This window comes from Pseudomonas frederiksbergensis (assembly GCF_000802155.2).
In the GTDB taxonomy this organism is placed as follows: domain Bacteria; phylum Pseudomonadota; class Gammaproteobacteria; order Pseudomonadales; family Pseudomonadaceae; genus Aquipseudomonas; species Aquipseudomonas frederiksbergensis_A.
Genome location: NZ_JQGJ02000004.1, coordinates 461437 through 476569, shown reverse-complemented (window position 1 = coordinate 476569; position 15133 = coordinate 461437). Strand labels below are relative to the sequence as shown.

18 protein-coding genes are annotated in these 15133 nt (G+C 61.7%); 5 read left to right on the top strand and 13 right to left on the bottom strand.

What is annotated here, in order from left to right; genetic code table 11:
• Positions 1-630: a glutathione S-transferase family protein gene (locus JZ00_RS10755; protein ID WP_039589196.1), complete on the bottom strand. Its 630-nt coding sequence runs from the start codon at positions 628-630 to the stop codon at positions 1-3.
• Positions 631-823: 193 nt separating this feature from the next.
• Here JZ00_RS10755 and JZ00_RS10750 point away from each other — a divergent pair, with 193 nt between their 5' ends.
• Positions 824-1297, top strand: coding sequence for a hypothetical protein (locus JZ00_RS10750; RefSeq protein ID WP_039589195.1), 474 nt, complete (start codon positions 824-826; stop codon positions 1295-1297).
• 152 nt (positions 1298-1449) lie between these two features.
• On the opposite strand, the gene JZ00_RS10745 is transcribed toward JZ00_RS10750, so the two are convergent.
• The 4 genes from JZ00_RS10745 to JZ00_RS10730 form a co-directional block, all read right to left on the bottom strand.
• On the bottom strand, positions 1450-2544 hold the full coding sequence (locus tag JZ00_RS10745) for a DUF1615 domain-containing protein (protein ID WP_039589194.1): 1095 nt from the start codon (positions 2542-2544) through the stop codon (positions 1450-1452).
• 105 nt (positions 2545-2649) lie between these two features.
• Entirely contained in the window at positions 2650-3624 is a 975-nt protein-coding gene (gene hemB / locus JZ00_RS10740; protein ID WP_039589193.1) for a porphobilinogen synthase, read from the bottom strand.
• 108 nt (positions 3625-3732) lie between these two features.
• Positions 3733-4578 (bottom strand): PhzF family phenazine biosynthesis protein, encoded by an 846-nt coding sequence (locus JZ00_RS10735; RefSeq protein ID WP_039589192.1) that lies wholly within the window; start codon positions 4576-4578, stop codon positions 3733-3735.
• 2 nt (positions 4579-4580) lie between these two features.
• Complete coding sequence (locus tag JZ00_RS10730; protein ID WP_039589191.1) at positions 4581-5279, bottom strand: glutathione binding-like protein; 699 nt, start codon at positions 5277-5279, stop codon at positions 4581-4583.
• A 284-nt stretch (positions 5280-5563) separates the two neighbouring features.
• Here JZ00_RS10730 and JZ00_RS10725 point away from each other — a divergent pair, with 284 nt between their 5' ends.
• A complete protein-coding gene (locus JZ00_RS10725) occupies positions 5564-6238 on the top strand; it encodes a hypothetical protein (RefSeq protein ID WP_039589190.1) in 675 nt (224 codons plus the stop codon).
• A gap of 126 nt (positions 6239-6364) precedes the next feature.
• On the opposite strand, the gene mnmH is transcribed toward JZ00_RS10725, so the two are convergent.
• Entirely contained in the window at positions 6365-7468 is a 1104-nt protein-coding gene (gene mnmH / locus JZ00_RS10720; RefSeq protein WP_039589189.1) for a tRNA 2-selenouridine(34) synthase MnmH, read from the bottom strand.
• Entirely contained in the window at positions 7468-8502 is a 1035-nt protein-coding gene (gene selD, locus JZ00_RS10715) for a selenide, water dikinase SelD (protein ID WP_039589188.1), read from the bottom strand. Before selD ends, mnmH begins: the two co-directional genes overlap by 1 nt.
• 153 nt (positions 8503-8655) lie before the next feature.
• Here selD and JZ00_RS10710 point away from each other — a divergent pair, with 153 nt between their 5' ends.
• A complete protein-coding gene (locus tag JZ00_RS10710) occupies positions 8656-8934 on the top strand; it encodes a hypothetical protein (protein WP_039589187.1) in 279 nt (92 codons plus the stop codon).
• A 5-nt stretch (positions 8935-8939) separates the two neighbouring features.
• Here the strand turns inward: JZ00_RS10710 and JZ00_RS10705 are convergent, their stop codons facing one another.
• Together JZ00_RS10705 and JZ00_RS10700 are read right to left on the bottom strand one after the other, a co-directional pair.
• The gene (locus JZ00_RS10705; protein WP_039589186.1) at positions 8940-9392 is read right to left on the bottom strand and encodes a DMT family transporter; all 453 of its coding nucleotides are present in this window, start codon (positions 9390-9392) and stop codon (positions 8940-8942) included.
• Between the two features lies 1 nt (position 9393).
• Entirely contained in the window at positions 9394-9891 is a 498-nt protein-coding gene (locus JZ00_RS10700; protein ID WP_039589185.1) for a DMT family transporter, read from the bottom strand.
• A 113-nt stretch (positions 9892-10004) separates the two neighbouring features.
• Here JZ00_RS10700 and JZ00_RS10695 point away from each other — a divergent pair, with 113 nt between their 5' ends.
• Both JZ00_RS10695 and JZ00_RS10690 read left to right on the top strand, forming a co-directional pair.
• Positions 10005-10940 (top strand): LysR family transcriptional regulator, encoded by a 936-nt coding sequence (locus tag JZ00_RS10695; RefSeq protein WP_039589184.1) that lies wholly within the window; start codon positions 10005-10007, stop codon positions 10938-10940.
• A gap of 75 nt (positions 10941-11015) precedes the next feature.
• Entirely contained in the window at positions 11016-11603 is a 588-nt protein-coding gene (locus tag JZ00_RS10690; protein ID WP_039589183.1) for a DcrB/PsbP domain-containing protein, read from the top strand.
• 42 nt (positions 11604-11645) lie between these two features.
• On the opposite strand, the gene JZ00_RS10685 is transcribed toward JZ00_RS10690, so the two are convergent.
• The 4 genes from JZ00_RS10685 to JZ00_RS10670 form a co-directional block, all read right to left on the bottom strand.
• Complete coding sequence (locus JZ00_RS10685; RefSeq protein ID WP_039589182.1) at positions 11646-12362, bottom strand: alpha/beta hydrolase; 717 nt, start codon at positions 12360-12362, stop codon at positions 11646-11648.
• Positions 12363-12426: 64 nt separating this feature from the next.
• Positions 12427-13539 (bottom strand): M14 family metallopeptidase, encoded by a 1113-nt coding sequence (locus JZ00_RS10680; RefSeq protein ID WP_039589181.1) that lies wholly within the window; start codon positions 13537-13539, stop codon positions 12427-12429.
• Positions 13540-13643: 104 nt separating this feature from the next.
• Positions 13644-14423 (bottom strand): ABC transporter substrate-binding protein, encoded by a 780-nt coding sequence (locus JZ00_RS10675; RefSeq protein WP_039589180.1) that lies wholly within the window; start codon positions 14421-14423, stop codon positions 13644-13646.
• A gap of 213 nt (positions 14424-14636) precedes the next feature.
• Positions 14637-15071, bottom strand: coding sequence for a rhodanese-like domain-containing protein (locus tag JZ00_RS10670; protein WP_039589179.1), 435 nt, complete (start codon positions 15069-15071; stop codon positions 14637-14639).
• Between the last annotated feature and the right edge of the window lie 62 nt (positions 15072-15133).

Here is a 15133-nt window from a genome sequence, read left to right as displayed (position 1 = left end):
TCAATCGGGCCAATGCAGTGAAAGCACGGGCGCAACTCGCGGGTGACGATCGATGCGCTCCAGCAAGGCAAAGAATTGCGGGCGGGCGCTGAGCATCGCTTCACGGGTTTCGACCCATTTCGTGATCACCGCCGCCAGGATATCCAGCGCCCCGGGCTCGGCCCCGCCGAGGAACGGCGTGGCTGGAAACTGGTCGGCAAACAATGCCCAGTTGCGATACAGGCGCTGTTTCGTGCCGGCCACCAATCGTTCCCGTGCGACCTCATCCGCGTCAGGCAGCCAGCGCCGGGGAAAATCGATAATGCCAATGGGCGTGTAGCAATTGGCGGCGATATAGACCAGGCCGCGTATGCCCTGCGCGCGCTGGGCCGGGTCCTGCGGCAGCAGTTTCGATTCAGGGAACGATAACCCCAGGTGAATCAGGATCGCCGCCGCCTCGGTCAGGACCGAGCCGTCTGGCAACAGCAGGGTCGGTACCTGTTTTTGCGGATTCAACGCCTCGAGTTCTTTCGCCGCGTCGTTGTCCTCGGTCGAATAGGTATCCACACGACGATAAGGCACGCCGCAGATGTTCAGGGCGACCTCGACCGCCGCGGAGCCGGACTGGCTGTGGCCGAATAATTGATACATGGACTTGCCTCCTGAAAAGGGACTCTGCCGGTAGAGCTCGCCGTCCCATGAGTGTTCCATCAATCTGACTGCCCCTCCCCCCGACGAGGTATCACCGCCGTCGATGTTCACCATCACGTCAATGAAGTTCTCATGCTCCCTGCCCGGCGCAACAATGGCCCCACACAAACAACACCCCCCGGAGCACACCATCATGAAACGCCAAATCATCCTCAGCTTCGCTTTCTCGGTACTGGCAGCCAACGTATTCGCCGCCTCTTCCCAACCAGTCATTGCCGAAGGTGGTTCCGACCGCCTGATCGAAAACCGCGTCGCCGAAGGCGGTGCTGATCGCCTGCTGGAACGCCGCGTCGCCGAAGGTGGCTCCGATCGCCTGCTGGAACGCCGCGTCGCCGAAGGTGGCTCCGATCGCCTGTTGGAACGCCGCGTCGCCGAAGGTGGCTCCGATCGCCTGCTGGAACGCCGCGTCGCCGAAGGTGGCTCCGATCGCCTGTTGGAACGCCGCGTCGCCGAAGGTGGCTCCGACCGCCTGCTGGAACGCCGCGTCGCCGAAGGTGGCTCCGACCGCCTGTTGGAACGCCGCGTCGCCGAAGGTGGCTCCGACCGCCTGCTGGAACGCCGCGTCGCCGAAGGTGGCTCCGACCGCCTGGCTCAGAACCGTGCATGAGTGGCGTTACCGCGATGCCTGACGCGCTTCTAAATGACCTTCAATATGAGTCATGGCGAGGACACCCCCTCGCCATGACGGTCCAACCCACTTGCAAGTCATCCCCCTGAAAGCCCGGCCTCAACCGCCGGGCTTTTTCATGGCCAACGGTTTCAGCGCCCAGAAGCCCGCGCCATGCACCGCTGATAGCGTTCATCCACGCGCTTGGCGAACCATGCGGTGGTCAGTTTTCGAGTGATCTTCGGACTCTTGAGCACGATGCCCGGCAGCACCGCCCGAGGCAGCGGCTTGCCCTCGGCGTTCTCAGCCAGTTCGAATACCCGCTTGTAGAGCTTGCTGTCTTCGAACGCGAGGCTGTCACCCAACTCCAGCTGATCGCGGATGGTCGGGTTGCGCATTCCCAACGACTTGCCCAAGGTGCGCACCGCCAGTTCCGTGCTGCCCGGCATGATCGAATCATGCAGGATCAAATCGCCATCCAGCGCCAGGGAAATGCCCGAAGCGCGACTCACTGCATGCTGGAACGCCGCGTTGCGACTGGCGTACCACCCCGCGTTGAAGTCGGCGAATCGGTACAGCGGTTCGGTGTAGCTCACCGGATAGCCCAGCAAATGGGCAATGCCGAAATACATGCCGCCCCGACGGCTGAACACTTCCCGCCGAATCGAACCATCAACCGTGTAGGGATAATTGCGCGCATTGGCTTGGGCGAACGCGATACTGACCTGCATCGGGCCACCCGTGTGTACCGGGTTGAAGCCGTCGAACAGCGTCTTGCCCAGCGGCACCATGCTGATGAAGTCATCGAAGATCGCACTGAGTTCTTTCTCGCTTCGCGCCGCGTCGAGGCGGTCGCTGTAGCTTTTGCCATTGGGCGATCGTACCTGGAGCGCACCGCTGACGAGGAATCCGGGAATGTGCACCTTGGCCGCGCGACGATCGATTTCCTGCCGGGCGATCTTGCCCAGTCCCGGCACGGCGGGATCGGCCTGGAAAGTCGACTCCTGTTCGGTCACCGCCAGCACCGAACAGATGTTCTGCGTCGTCGTTGGGATCTGCTGCGCGGAAAAGGCCACGTAGATGTCCGTGGCCCAGCCTGCCCGATCAGCAGTCTTGGCCGGCATCAACCGAACGATCTGCGCCTTGACTTCGCCAGGCTGGCGCTCAGGTTCCTGGGCCTGGCGAGTGCCGCAGCCGGCCAGGGCCAGCAAGGCGACCAGGCTGGTCGTCAAATGATTGAGTTGCATGGTGCTCCATCAAATCCATTGTTCGGGAGCAACCATACGACCAAAAGCCGGCAGAAATCCAATGTCGCAGCGAGCTTGCCCGCACCAGCAACGGACCGTGCCCGGTCAGATCCCACTCAACGCCAGGTCCATCGCAAAGTAGGTGAAGATCAAATCCGCCCCGGCCCGCTTGATCGCGCCAAGGCTTTCTCGCACCACGCGGGCTTCGTCGATGGCGCCGGCCTGGGCGGCGAACTTGATCATCGCGTATTCGCCGCTGACCTGGTACGCCGACAAAGGCAGGTTCGAGGCCTGGCGAATGTCGCGAATGATGTCCAGGTAGGCTCCGGCGGGCTTGACCATCAGCGCATCGGCGCCTTCCTGCTCGTCGAGCAAGGACTCGCGCAAGGCTTCGCGACGGTTCATCGGATTCATCTGGTAGCTCTTGCGGTCGCCCTTCAACGCGCTGCCGCCGGCTTCGCGGAACGGGCCATAGAGCGCCGAGGCGAATTTGGTGGAATAGGCCATGATGGCCGTCTGGGTGAAGCCCGCGTTGTCCAGGGCCTTGCGAATGGCCTGGACTTGCCCGTCCATGGCCGCCGACGGCGCAATGACATCGGCCCCGGCACGCGCTGCCGCCACGGCTTGCTTGCCCAGGTTGACCAGGGTGCGGTCGTTATCCACTTCATGGCCGTGCAGCACGCCGCAATGGCCGTGATCGGTGTATTCGCAGAAGCAGGTATCGGACATCACCACCATTTCCGGCACGGCATCCTTGCAGATCCCGGCCATGCGCGACACCAGCCCCCGCTCGCTCCACGTGTCGCTGCCGTCGCTGTCCAGATGATGAGACACGCCAAAGGTCATTACGGACTTGATACCCGCACGGGCGTAACGCTCGATCTCGCCGGCCAGTTTCGATTCGGGGATGCGCATCACGCCCGGCATGCTCTTGATCGGCACAAAATCGTCGATTTCTTCCTCGACGAAAATCGGCAGGACCAGATCATTAAGGGTGAACTCGGTTTCCTGGAACAGGCTGCGCAAGCTCGCGTTGCGGCGCAGACGGCGTGGACGTGCTTCGGGGAACTGGCTGGACATGGGACTCCGGGGGCAGGTTTGGATCACGAGGAAAAGCTTATGCCCTGGCCGGCCAGGGCACAAACGTCGGTGGAAAAACAGAGTATTACCGCCAAGGCAATAATCCACTCACAAGGTCAGCGAGCCATTGATGCAAGTCACCACTGCGCCGCCAATCCAGACCTCATCGCCAATCTGCTCGACATGAATCCGCCCGGCACGCCCCATCGTGACCCCTTGGCTGACCACGTAAGAGGATGGCGCCAACTGCTTGCCCAGCATCCACTGGGCGAGCCCGGCGTTCAGGCTGCCCGTGGCAGGGTCCTCCGGCATGCCATCGCCCGCGATAAAACCGCGTACTTCGAATTGCGCGTCGGTGCCGTCCACCGCTGGGTTCCAAGGCGCGACAACGCCCACGGCCAGATCTTGCAATTGCTGATAATCAGGCTTGAGGGTCAAGACCTGCTGGCGGTCCTTGAGCATCAAGGCCAACCAACCGGCGCCGTTGTCGACCCACTGCGCTTGGACAATCGCCTCGGCCGCGAGACCCAGCCCCTTGCGCACTCGCTCGCGTACTTCAAGCTCCAGCGGGCCGGACTTGAGCAAGGGCGGCGCGAGAAAGGCCAGCCCGTATTCGCTGCGGCGAACCCTGACCAGCCCAACGCCACATTCCTGCACGATTTCCTGCCCTTTCGGCACGCCCCCGGCTTCCAACCATGCATGGCAACTGCCCAGGGTCGGGTGCCCGGCGAACGGCAGTTCGGTCGATGTGGTGAAGATACGCACCCGGTAATCGGCTTCCGGGTGCTGGGGCGCCAGTACAAACGTGGTCTCGCTGAGGTTGGTCCAATTGGCAAACGCAGCCATGCGTTCATCACCCAAGCCATCGGCCCCCAGCACTACCGCCAGCGGATTGCCCTTGAGTGACGCTTCGCTGAACACATCCAACTGCTTGAAATCGAACCGACGGGGCATTGTCATTGTGGAATCTTCAAGCCGCGAGCCACCGCCGGCCGCGCCAGGAAACGCTCCAACACCCGTGTGACATTGGGAAAATTCTCGATACCCACCAGGTCACCCGCCTCATAGAACCCAAGCAGGTTGCGCACCCATGGAAACGTCGCGATATCGGCGATGGTGTAGCGCTCGCCCATGATCCAGTCCCGGTCTTGCAGACGGCCATCGAGGACATTGAGCAGGCGTTTGCTTTCCTCGACATAACGGTCGCGCGGTCGCTTGTCCTCGTAATCCTTGCCAGCAAATTTGTTGAAGAACCCCAGCTGTCCGAACATCGGCCCGATCCCACCCATCTGGAACATCAGCCACTGGATCGTCTCGTAGCGCGCCGCCGATTCCTGGGCGAGCAATTGACCGCTCTTGTCCGCCAGGTAGATCAGGATCGCCCCCGACTCGAACAACGCCAGCGGCTGATCCCCAGGACCATGAGGATCGAGAATCGCCGGAATCTTGTTGTTGGGATTGAGCGACAGAAACTCGGGCGATAGCTGATCGTTGCTGGCGAAATCGACCTTGTGAGGCTCGTACGGCAGGCCGATCTCTTCGAGCATGATCGAGACCTTCACGCCGTTGGGGGTTGGCAAGGAATAGAGCTGGATCCACTCCGGGTACTGGGCAGGCCATTTTTGGGTGATGGGGAATGAGGTCAGGTTGGGCATGAGCTGGATTCCAAGTGTCAGCCAGAAAGCAGAAGCATAAATCAGCTGATCCAGCTTTGGGCCATCGCCCCTTCTTAAATCCGCAATATCGCGTAGCTAACATTCGCGTCATTACCTGGAGGGATGCTGTAAGGCCAGGATCGAACCAACGGGTGGAAACGGACTCAGAGAACTGCCCCGAGGAATCGAAGCGGCGTAACGACAAGGAAAAACACCCAAGCCCACAGGCTTCGCGGTGCCGAGGTTTGTCAGCCTGAATCGAGACCATCGAAGACGTCTATCCCATGATGAACCCACAGAGATTCACCCCGTACTTCAAACGCCGTTCGTGGCTGGTACTGCCGACGCTGCTTGTGATCTGCGGATTGGTGTTGTCGCTGGAGTCGAGTGTCAGCCGCGCCCAGCCAGTCGACGGAGTCCAGACACTGGTGTTCCTGCGTCACGCCGAGAAACCTGCCGCAGGCTTGGGGCAACTCAACTGCCAGGGCCTCAACCGCGCCATCGACCTGGCGACCCTATTGCCGGAAAAATTCGGCAAGGCCGACTATGTATTCGCCGCCAACCCGACCCGAAATGTGGAGGAAGGTGAGCTGGACAACTCCTACAGCTATATCCGCCCGTTGATGACCATCAGTCCCAGCGCCATCAAGCTGGGTTTGCCGGTAAACATCGAATATTCCGCCAATGACACCCGTGACCTGGCCGGCGAACTGATGGACGACAAATACCACAACTCCACCATCTACACTGCCTGGTCCCATGGCTACCTGCCGGACCTGATCAACGAGGTTGCAGGTGAAGCGCTGGGCAAGCGGCATACGATTACCGACGACTGGGCGTCGAGCGATTTCGATTCACTGTACGTACTGACCCTGACGTGGCACAACGGCAAGGCCAGCCTCACCAGCCAGAGCTATAAGCAAGGGTTGGATAACGGGCAGGAGACGTGCCCGACGTAAGCAACAGGCCACTTCTATCGGCTGAACTTGTGGAAGCGAGCCCGCTCGCGAAAGCGGTTTTTCGGTCATTGAAGTGGTGTCCGCACTGACCTCCTCGCGAGCAGGGGCTCGGTTCAGGATGGCGCCCTACCCGCCCCGACCTGCACGCTCGCGCAGGTATTGCAACACCGCCGCCTGCTCCCCGGCGAACTCGATGCGCCCGCCCTTCTTTTCCCGCTGGAATACATACATCGGGTCGTAATATTCGCGCAGCAAGCCTTCGATCCAGTCGCGATGCAAATCGACGGCTCCGGTATTGGCTTGCTCGGCCAGGGCCGCTTCCATGATGTCCATCAATCGCCGATGACGGTCGCCACCCAGGCGCCTGTGAATGTTGTCGAGGCTCGACAGCAGTCGTTCGGAAAACAGCGAGAAGCCTTCGTCGCCATGCACATCGATGAATTCGGCGCAGAGGTTGATCACATAATCGCGCAGGATTCGCTCGACTCGCCGCTCCAGGCTGTCTTCCAGCCAGACCATCGGCACCTGCTGCATGCGTTGGTACAACGGCAGCGGGACGGCACAGCTGCCCACCATCCGGCTTTCGTCTTCCAACACGAAGTGCTCGATGCCGGCAGCGCGCTTCTTCAGCACATCCACCGCCAGCAGGTTTTCGAAATCGATGTTGGAGGGCTGCCCGGTGGCGCGCTTGCCGAAGCTTGAACCGCGATGGTTGGCATAGCCTTCCAGGTCCAGGGCGTTGGGCAGTTGCGCCAGCACTTCGGTCTTGCCCGTGCCGGTCATGCCGCCCAACAAGACCAGGTCGCACTGGGCCGCGGCCTGCTCGACGGTGTCGAGCAGGAAGGTCCGCATGGCCTTGTAGCCACCACCGACCCGGGGATAATCGATGCCGGCTTCATCCTTGAGCCACTGCTGGACAATTTGCGAGCGCAAGCCGCCACGGAAGCAATAAAGCACCCCGTCGGGATTGGAACGGGCAAATTCGGCCCAGGCCTGGATGCGTCGGGCCTTGGTGTCGCCGCTAACCAACTGATGCCCCAGGACGATGGCGGCTTGCTGCCCCTGCTGTTTGTAGCAGGTGCCGACGCGCTGCCGTTCGATGTCGGTCATCAAGGGCAGGTTGACCACGCCGGGAAACGCACCCTTGTGAAATTCAATGGGCGCGCGGGTGTCCATCATCGGACGATCGTTGAGGAAGATGTCGCGGTAATCGGTAATGTCATGGGGCATCAAGACACCTCGACCGCGTGGCTCTGTCGCTCGACCAGTTCGCCAATCGGCTCCAGCGCAAGGCCCAGCTCGACGGCGACCCGCAGGAACTCCTCCTCGCCTTCTGGCGTGACGGCAATCAGCAGGCCGCCGCTGGTCTGCGGGTCGCACAGCACGCGCTTGTGCAGTTCCTGGACACGGCCGACCTTGCTGGCGTAACTGTCATAGTTGCGCAGCGTGCCGCCCGGCACGCAGCCCTGGTCGAGGTAGTACTCGACGCCCGGCAAGCGCGGTACCGCGTCGTAGCGGATGCGTGCGGTGAGCTGGCTGCCATCGGCCATTTCCACCAAATGTCCGAGCAAGCCGAAACCGGTGACATCGGTCATTGCGGTCACCCCGTCGAGTTTGCCGAAACGGCTACCCGGCTTGTTGAGCGTGCACATCCAATCCCGGGCCAGGCCGACGTCGGCAGCGCGCAATTTACCTTTCTTTTCCGCAGTCGTGAGGATGCCGATGCCCAGGGGTTTGGTCAGGTACAAGCGGCAACCCGCGATGGCGGTGTCGTTGCGCTTCATGTGGCGTTTTTGCACGAGGCCGGTGACCGCCAGGCCAAAAATCGGCTCTGGCGCATCGATCGAATGCCCGCCCGCCAACGTGATACCCGCCTCGTCACACACCGAGCGGCCACCGCGAATCACTTCCCGGGCGATTTCCGGCGCCAGTACGTTGACCGGCCAGCCGAGGATCGCAATCGCCATCAGCGGGTCGCCGCCCATGGCATAGATATCACTGATGGCATTGGTGGCGGCGATGCGTCCGAAGTCAAACGGATCGTCGACGATCGGCATGAAGAAGTCGGTGGTCGAGACCACCCCGCGCTCGTCGTCGATGGCATACACGGCCGCATCGTCCCGGGAGGCGTTGCCTACCCACAGCTTGGGGTCAAGGTTCTGCGCACCGCTGCCGGCCAGGATCACCTCCAGCACCTGGGGCGAAATCTTGCAGCCGCAACCGGCACCGTGGCTGTACTGGGTCAGGCGAATCGGCTCGCTCATGGGCATACCTCTCGTAAGTCAAGGTCGGCGATTCTACCAGCAACGCCCACCGTCCACCGCCAGTGGCGATCATTCGCCGCGCATCCGACGGAATTTTTCCGATGTCGCACGACTCACTTGAACAATAGCCGAGCCTTCACCGGGAGATTGCCGATGGACCCAAACCCAGCCGCAGACACTCATCTTGATTACGGTCTCGACACGCTGTTCGGTCGCGAGACCAAAAGCGTCGATTGCCAATTCGATGTCAAGCGCCTCGATGATGGCGAGCCGCCGTGGTTTGCCCTACATGTATTCCCGCCGTTGCCAGAAGACCTGGCCAAAGCCCAGATCGTGGTGTTCAGCGCCGAGGGTCGGCGAATGAGTGGCATCGTCCGACGTACCGAGCGCTTGGCTGATGACAGCCTGCAATTGGACGTCGAGCCGGACTGAGCCGTTCAGGCGCGCGGCGTACTGCTGCGGTACATGAACACCAGCGCCAATGCCAGGCAGGCCATGGCCAGCAGGCGGCTGCTGGACAGCTCGATAGCCGGGTTGCCCAGCCAGCCGAAGTTGTCGATCAGCATGCCCATGCCCAGTTGCCCGACAATGACCGCCACGGTTGCTACGGCCGTGCCGACTCGCGGCACCGCGCCGACCATCACCATCATGTACACCACGCCAAACAGCGCGCCGCAGAGCTGCCACTTGGGCACCTCCAACAGACTTACCGTATGGGCCGGCTCGAAAAACACGATCAACAGCCCGGTGACCACCGTGCCCACCACAAAGGTCAACAGGCTGCTGCGCAGCACGCCGACCGTCTCGCCCAGGCGCCCGTTGATGGCGGCTTGCACGCTCAGTACTGCGCCGGCGGCGACCACCACCAGCAATAACAGGATGATGCTCATCTCAACCTCGGGCAATCAGGACAAGGGCCACGACAATCAACGCCAACGCCAGCCAGCGCTCGCCGTTGACGCGCTTGCGAGTGGCGCCGAACCAACCGAAATGGTCGATCAACACGCTTTTGCCGACTTGACCGGAGAGGATCGCGATCATTGTCATGGCAACGCCGATGTGGGGGGTGGCGAGCGTCAGCACCACCACGTAGATCGGCCCCAGGAAGCCGCCGATCAATTGCCAGCGCGGCAGCTTGTCCAAAGATGGGCCTCGCTGCGGCCCGCTGAGCAACAGCAGAAGGAACAACAGCGCCGAACCCACGCCAAAGATGCTCAACGTCGCCCAAAGGTGGCCGACCTGGACGCCAAGCGGCCCCAGCAGACCCGCCTCCACCGACAGCCCCATGCCCGCGAGGATGACAAGGGGCAGCAGCAGCCACCGCAAGAATGTTCGAGGTGATGCCGCAGCAGTGACCGGCGCGGCCGTGTTGGTTGATGTCGATTGCATCGGGTAAACCTGTCTGGAAAAGAAACGATGGGCATTATCGGCTGGCACTGTTGTGCGATAAATGGGAGCATCCCAACAACACTTTTGCGTAACACGCACAGCGGACTCTTCCCATGCAAGGTCTTGATGAACTGGGTTTCAAGGCGCTCCGATTGTTTGTTGCGGTGCTCGACCAGGGCAGCTTCTCGGAAGTGGCCCGGCGCGAGGGGCTGGCACCGTCATCGATCTCCCGCCAGATCCAATTGATGGAGCAGGCGCTGAACCAGCAATTGCTCTATCGCCACACACGCGCCGTATCACCCACCGAAGCCGGCCGCCTGCTCGGGCACCATGCACGGTTGTTGCTGGTGCAGTTGGAAGAAGCCGAACAAGCCTTGCAGGAACAGCACAGCGAGCCGGCCGGTCTGGTACGGATCAACGCCCCCGTGGTATTCGGACAGCGACACCTGACGCCCTGGCTGGGCACGTTGTGCGAGCGCTATCCCAAGCTGCAACTGGATATCCAGCAGACCGACAGTTATGTCGACCCGCTGCAGCAAGGTGCCGACCTGCTGTTTCGCATCGGCCCGTTGCACGATTCCAGCATGCAGGCACGAATCGTCGCGCCGCACCGTTTCCTGATCGCGGCGAGCCCCGCCTACCTGGCCCGCCATGGCACGCCACGCAAGCCCCAGGACCTGGCTGCCCATCAGTGCCTGGCCTACAAAGGTGTGACGGGCCAACAGCGCTGGTTTTTCCGACGCCCCGGTCAAGCCTGGACGCCCTACAGCGTCAGGGGCCCAATCACCGGAAACCACGCCGATACCCTGACCCAGGCCGCGGTGCAAGGCCTGGGCCTGGTGATGTTCCCGTCGTGGCTGATCGGCGAAGCCGTGCGCACCGGCACGCTGGTGCCGGTGCTGAGCGACTACGAAGCATCCAATAGCCTCGAACCCCAGCAAATCGCGATTCTCTGGCCGGGCAGCCGACGCCTGTCGGTGAAAGTGCGCACGGTGATCGACTTCTTTCTCGAGCGTTTCGGAGAGGTGCCCTACTGGGATCGTCCTTGATGGCCGGGCGCTGGAGTCAAGGGCCCGGCACGTGGGATGATCGAATTCCCGATCGAGCGTCCATGGAGCGTTTCAATGTCATCGCTGAGTAAACCAGCCACCGCCCTGCTGCTGATGGCTTTCGCCAGCCTGGTCGCATTGCCTGCCTTGGCGGCCCAGCCCAAAGCCGTAGCGCAGGCACCCGCACAGAAGGTTTCGATGCTGGGCGGCAAGTTCAGCTTCACCCTGCCCAACGGATTCACGGCGACGCCTTTGTCGGCGGGTGAGGTAGATCAAGGGACCGCTGGGGCGAGCGGTACGATGTACAGCAATGCCACCACCAGGACAGTAGTGATCGCGGCGGAGAACACTCTGGTTGGCGGCGCGAACGTAAAAGACAACGACGCAGCCTTTCTCGACGCCACGTTCGCTGATTTCGCTGTTCAGAAAACCAAGGCCCTGCCGGATGCCAAGATTCTTGGCGAACAGAGCCTGACCCAGAAAGCGACCGGCCTGGGCCTGCGCCGGCTCGATACCAAGGCCACGCAGGGTGGCGGACCAACGTTGGACACCACGTTGATCGCTGCGTCCGGCACACGCATGGCGGTGGTGCAGATCATTTCCCGGGCCAGCGACCAGGTGGGCCATGAGGCGTTGGTGAAGCAGATCGCCAGCGGGAAGTGATGACCTGCTGCGATGTGCCTGACCTGTGGGCCGGTGTGTGCATCAGGGATTGAGTCGTTCCAGCCAGGCCCGCAAGTCCTTCACTTCCTGCGCACTGATGCTATGACCAAGACCTGGATAGCCGTGGAACTCCGGCTCCAAGGCCAGCGTTTTGAGGAAAGTATCGGCGCTGGTGCCGTCATCGTAGGGAATGATCGGATCCATCGTACCGTGGCCAATGAACACCGCCAGCGCCCTGCGCTTTTCGTCGGGCGTCAGCTCGGCCCGCAGCACCGGCAGGATTCGCCCGCCCATCGCGGCAATGCCACCGACGGCTTCAGGGTGTCGCAAAGCGATTTCGTAGCTCATCATCGCGCCCTGGCTGAACCCCACCAGGTAGACGCTGCTCGCATCGGTCGGGTACTTGGCCCGAGCCTTGTCGATAAACTCCATGAGCATCTGGCCGCTGTCCTTCAGGTCCGAAGCTTCACCGTCATACGCGCCTTCTCCCTTTTTGGCGAACCACTGGTAGTGACCCGGTTCCATGACCTTGGGTGCGCGCACCGAGAGGTAGTTGTAGTGCCTGGGCAGTTCATCCGCGAGCCTGAGCAGGTCTGCTTCGTTGCTGCCCGAACCGTGCAGGAAAATCACCAGCGGCCGGTTCCGGGCCTGCTCGTCGGCGCGGGCCAGGTAATTGAGCGGCAGGTCCGTGTGCAACGACGGTTGGGCCTGCACGCCGGCGGATACCAGCAGCAGGAACAGGGCGAACGCTTTGAGCATCAGTCTTCCTCCATCATTTGATAGCCGCACGGCAACGACCGTGCGGTGAGGTAGACAGCACTTATCAGTCGTTGATCAATTTCCCCGCCCGGATCGGCTCGCGCCCGGCGACTTTCGCCTGCCAGATGCCCGGCTGGGTGTAGCGCCCACGGTCCAGGGCAAACAGTACCCCGCTGGTGCCCGCTCGGACAACGGTGACCCGGTCATTCAACGGATCGACCACCTCGAACAGCGGATCGCCCCGCTCCACCCACTCCCCGGCTTCACGCAGGAAACTCACCACGCCATGGTGCGGCGCGAACAGGTATTGCGTGCCTTCGAATGGCAACCCCTCGCAGCACGCCTGCGGCGCGGCCGGCCAGTCACCATCGATCAAACCCTGCTCCGCAAGGAATCCCAGGATGGCTTCGCAATTGGCCTGGGCCTGCTCGACCCGGGTGTCGCCCATGCTGCCCAACTCCAGCGTCGTCGCCAGGTTGGCGGGCGGAATGGCCGCCTGCGGGAAAATTTTCCCCAGGCGCAACCACGGCGTCGAGCAAGACTCATCGAACGAACTGCCGCCGGAGTCTTCACACAACAACGCCACGCCGGCTCCCAAGCGCGCGGCCAATGAGCGCCACTGCGGCCACTGTTGCGGCAAGGCATACAAGTGGATCGCGGCCTCGAAATCACAGTGCAAGTCCAAGGTCACATCGGCATCGCAGGCGTGGCGGAGCAATAGCCGGTGCAGCGCTTCGAGTTGAGAAGGAGGTGGCGGCAGATCATCCAGCACCTCGACCATCGTCTGGCGGATCAAGGTGATATTGGCAGCCGGGTCATCCCCGAGGCGCTCACCGATGCGTTGCGCCACCGGGGCGCTGAGTTCGACGAAGGAACGGTTGAAATTCTTGCCACTGCCGAGCTCGAAACGCCCCATATGAGCGCTTTGCAGATGCTGATCCAGGCCGATGGGATTGGCCACGGGAACGAGCTCGATCACCCCTTTGAGCAGGCCTCTGGCCTCGAGATCGTTGAGTCGTTTCTTCAATTCCCATGCCGTGCGCATGCCCGGTAATTCATCCGCATGCAGGCTCGCCTGGATATACGCCTTGCGCGGCCCATGGCCGTAACGAAACACGCTGAGCGAACGCTCCGTGCCCAGGTGGCTCCAGGGCAAGGTATGGTCGATGCGTTGCATAGGCTCTCCAGATATCGGTTTCTCGACAGGCGCAGGGTAAAACAATTGCCCATGAAAAAGGTGGCCGGCCGGGTCAGCGGCGGGCCACCTGCAGGCTTCAGCGATTAATGCCCGTAGACATCAAAGGCGAAGTACTTGTCTTGCACTTTTTTGTACGTGCCGTTGGCGCGGATTTCAGTGATGGCCGCGTTGAATTTATCGGCAAGCGCCTTATCACCCTTGCGCACCGCAATACCTGCCCCGCCGCCGAAGTACTTGGCGTCCTCGTAGGTCGGCCCCACGAAGGCAAAGCCTTTGCCGGCGTCGGTCTTCAGGAAGCCTTCGTCGAGGGTGACGGAGTCGGCCAGCGTCGCGTCGAGGCGACCGGCAACCATGTCCAGGTTGACTTCCTGCTGGGAGCTGTAGCGCACCAGGTTGATCCCCGCTGGCACCAACACTTCGGTGGCGAAGCGGTCGTGGGTGCTGGCGCGCAACACGCCGACTTTCTTGCCCTTGAGCTCGGTCAGCGGGTCCTCGACGTCGGTGCCCTGCTTCATCACGAAACGCGCCGGGGTGTGGTAGTACTTGATAGTGAAGTCGACGTTTTTCTTGCGATCATCGGTAATGGTCATGGACGACAGGACCGCGTCGATTTTCTTGACCTTCAGCGCCGGGATAAGGCCATCGAATTCCTGCTCGACCCAGACACACTTGACCTTCATCTGCGCGCACAGCGCGTCGCCGATGTCCACATCGAAGCCGGCCAGCTTGCCGTCGGGGGTTTTCATCGAAAAGGGAGGATAGCCGGCCTCGATCCCGAGACGGATCGGCTTGGCGTCTTCGGCCACGGCTGAGAAGGATAATACGGACAGTGCCAGGGCACCGAACATGACAAGCTTCTTCATTTTTGCTCCTGAGTGCGCAGGTTCTTTTGATCGTTATTGGCAGATTCGGAAACAGCGTTCGGTCTGGAAAAACCGAAGTGGGCGGGAGTCTAGAGGGGCACTCGGGAGGGAAATTGCGTCAAGGCGACGGATAGTTATAAAAATATGCTGCTGCGTTGTAACACCGCATTACAGTGGAAGCGACCTGGATCGCTTCCACTTCAGGCGTGCAGTTCAGCAATCGCAGCCGATTGCCTGCTCCGCCACGCGCTCTACGGAACCGGTCAGGCGAAAGCCCTCGTCGAGCCAGCCCATGACACCGCCGATCATTTCCTTGACCGGGTACCCGAGGGTCGCCAGGCGCACCGCAGCCTTATTGGCGCCGTTGCAGTGTGGCCCGGCGCAATAAACCACGAACAAGGTCGTCGGGGGATAGGCCGCCAGCGCCTGCGCCGTTAGCGTACGGGTTGGAAGGTTGATTGCGCCCGGTACGTGCCCGCGTTCGTAGGCCAGCGGTCCGCGCACATCCACCAGGACAAAATCGACGTCGCCCGTTTCCTGGCTGGCATGTACGTCGGAACAATCGGTTTCGAACATCAGGCGCTGGCTGAAGTGTTGCAATGCCAGGTCGGATGGCGCGGCAGGCACTGCTCTAACGGGGCTGGTCATAGGTTCTACTCCTGGAACAAAAAGGGCTCGAAGAGACTTTATCGAGCTGGTGCGTACCGCTA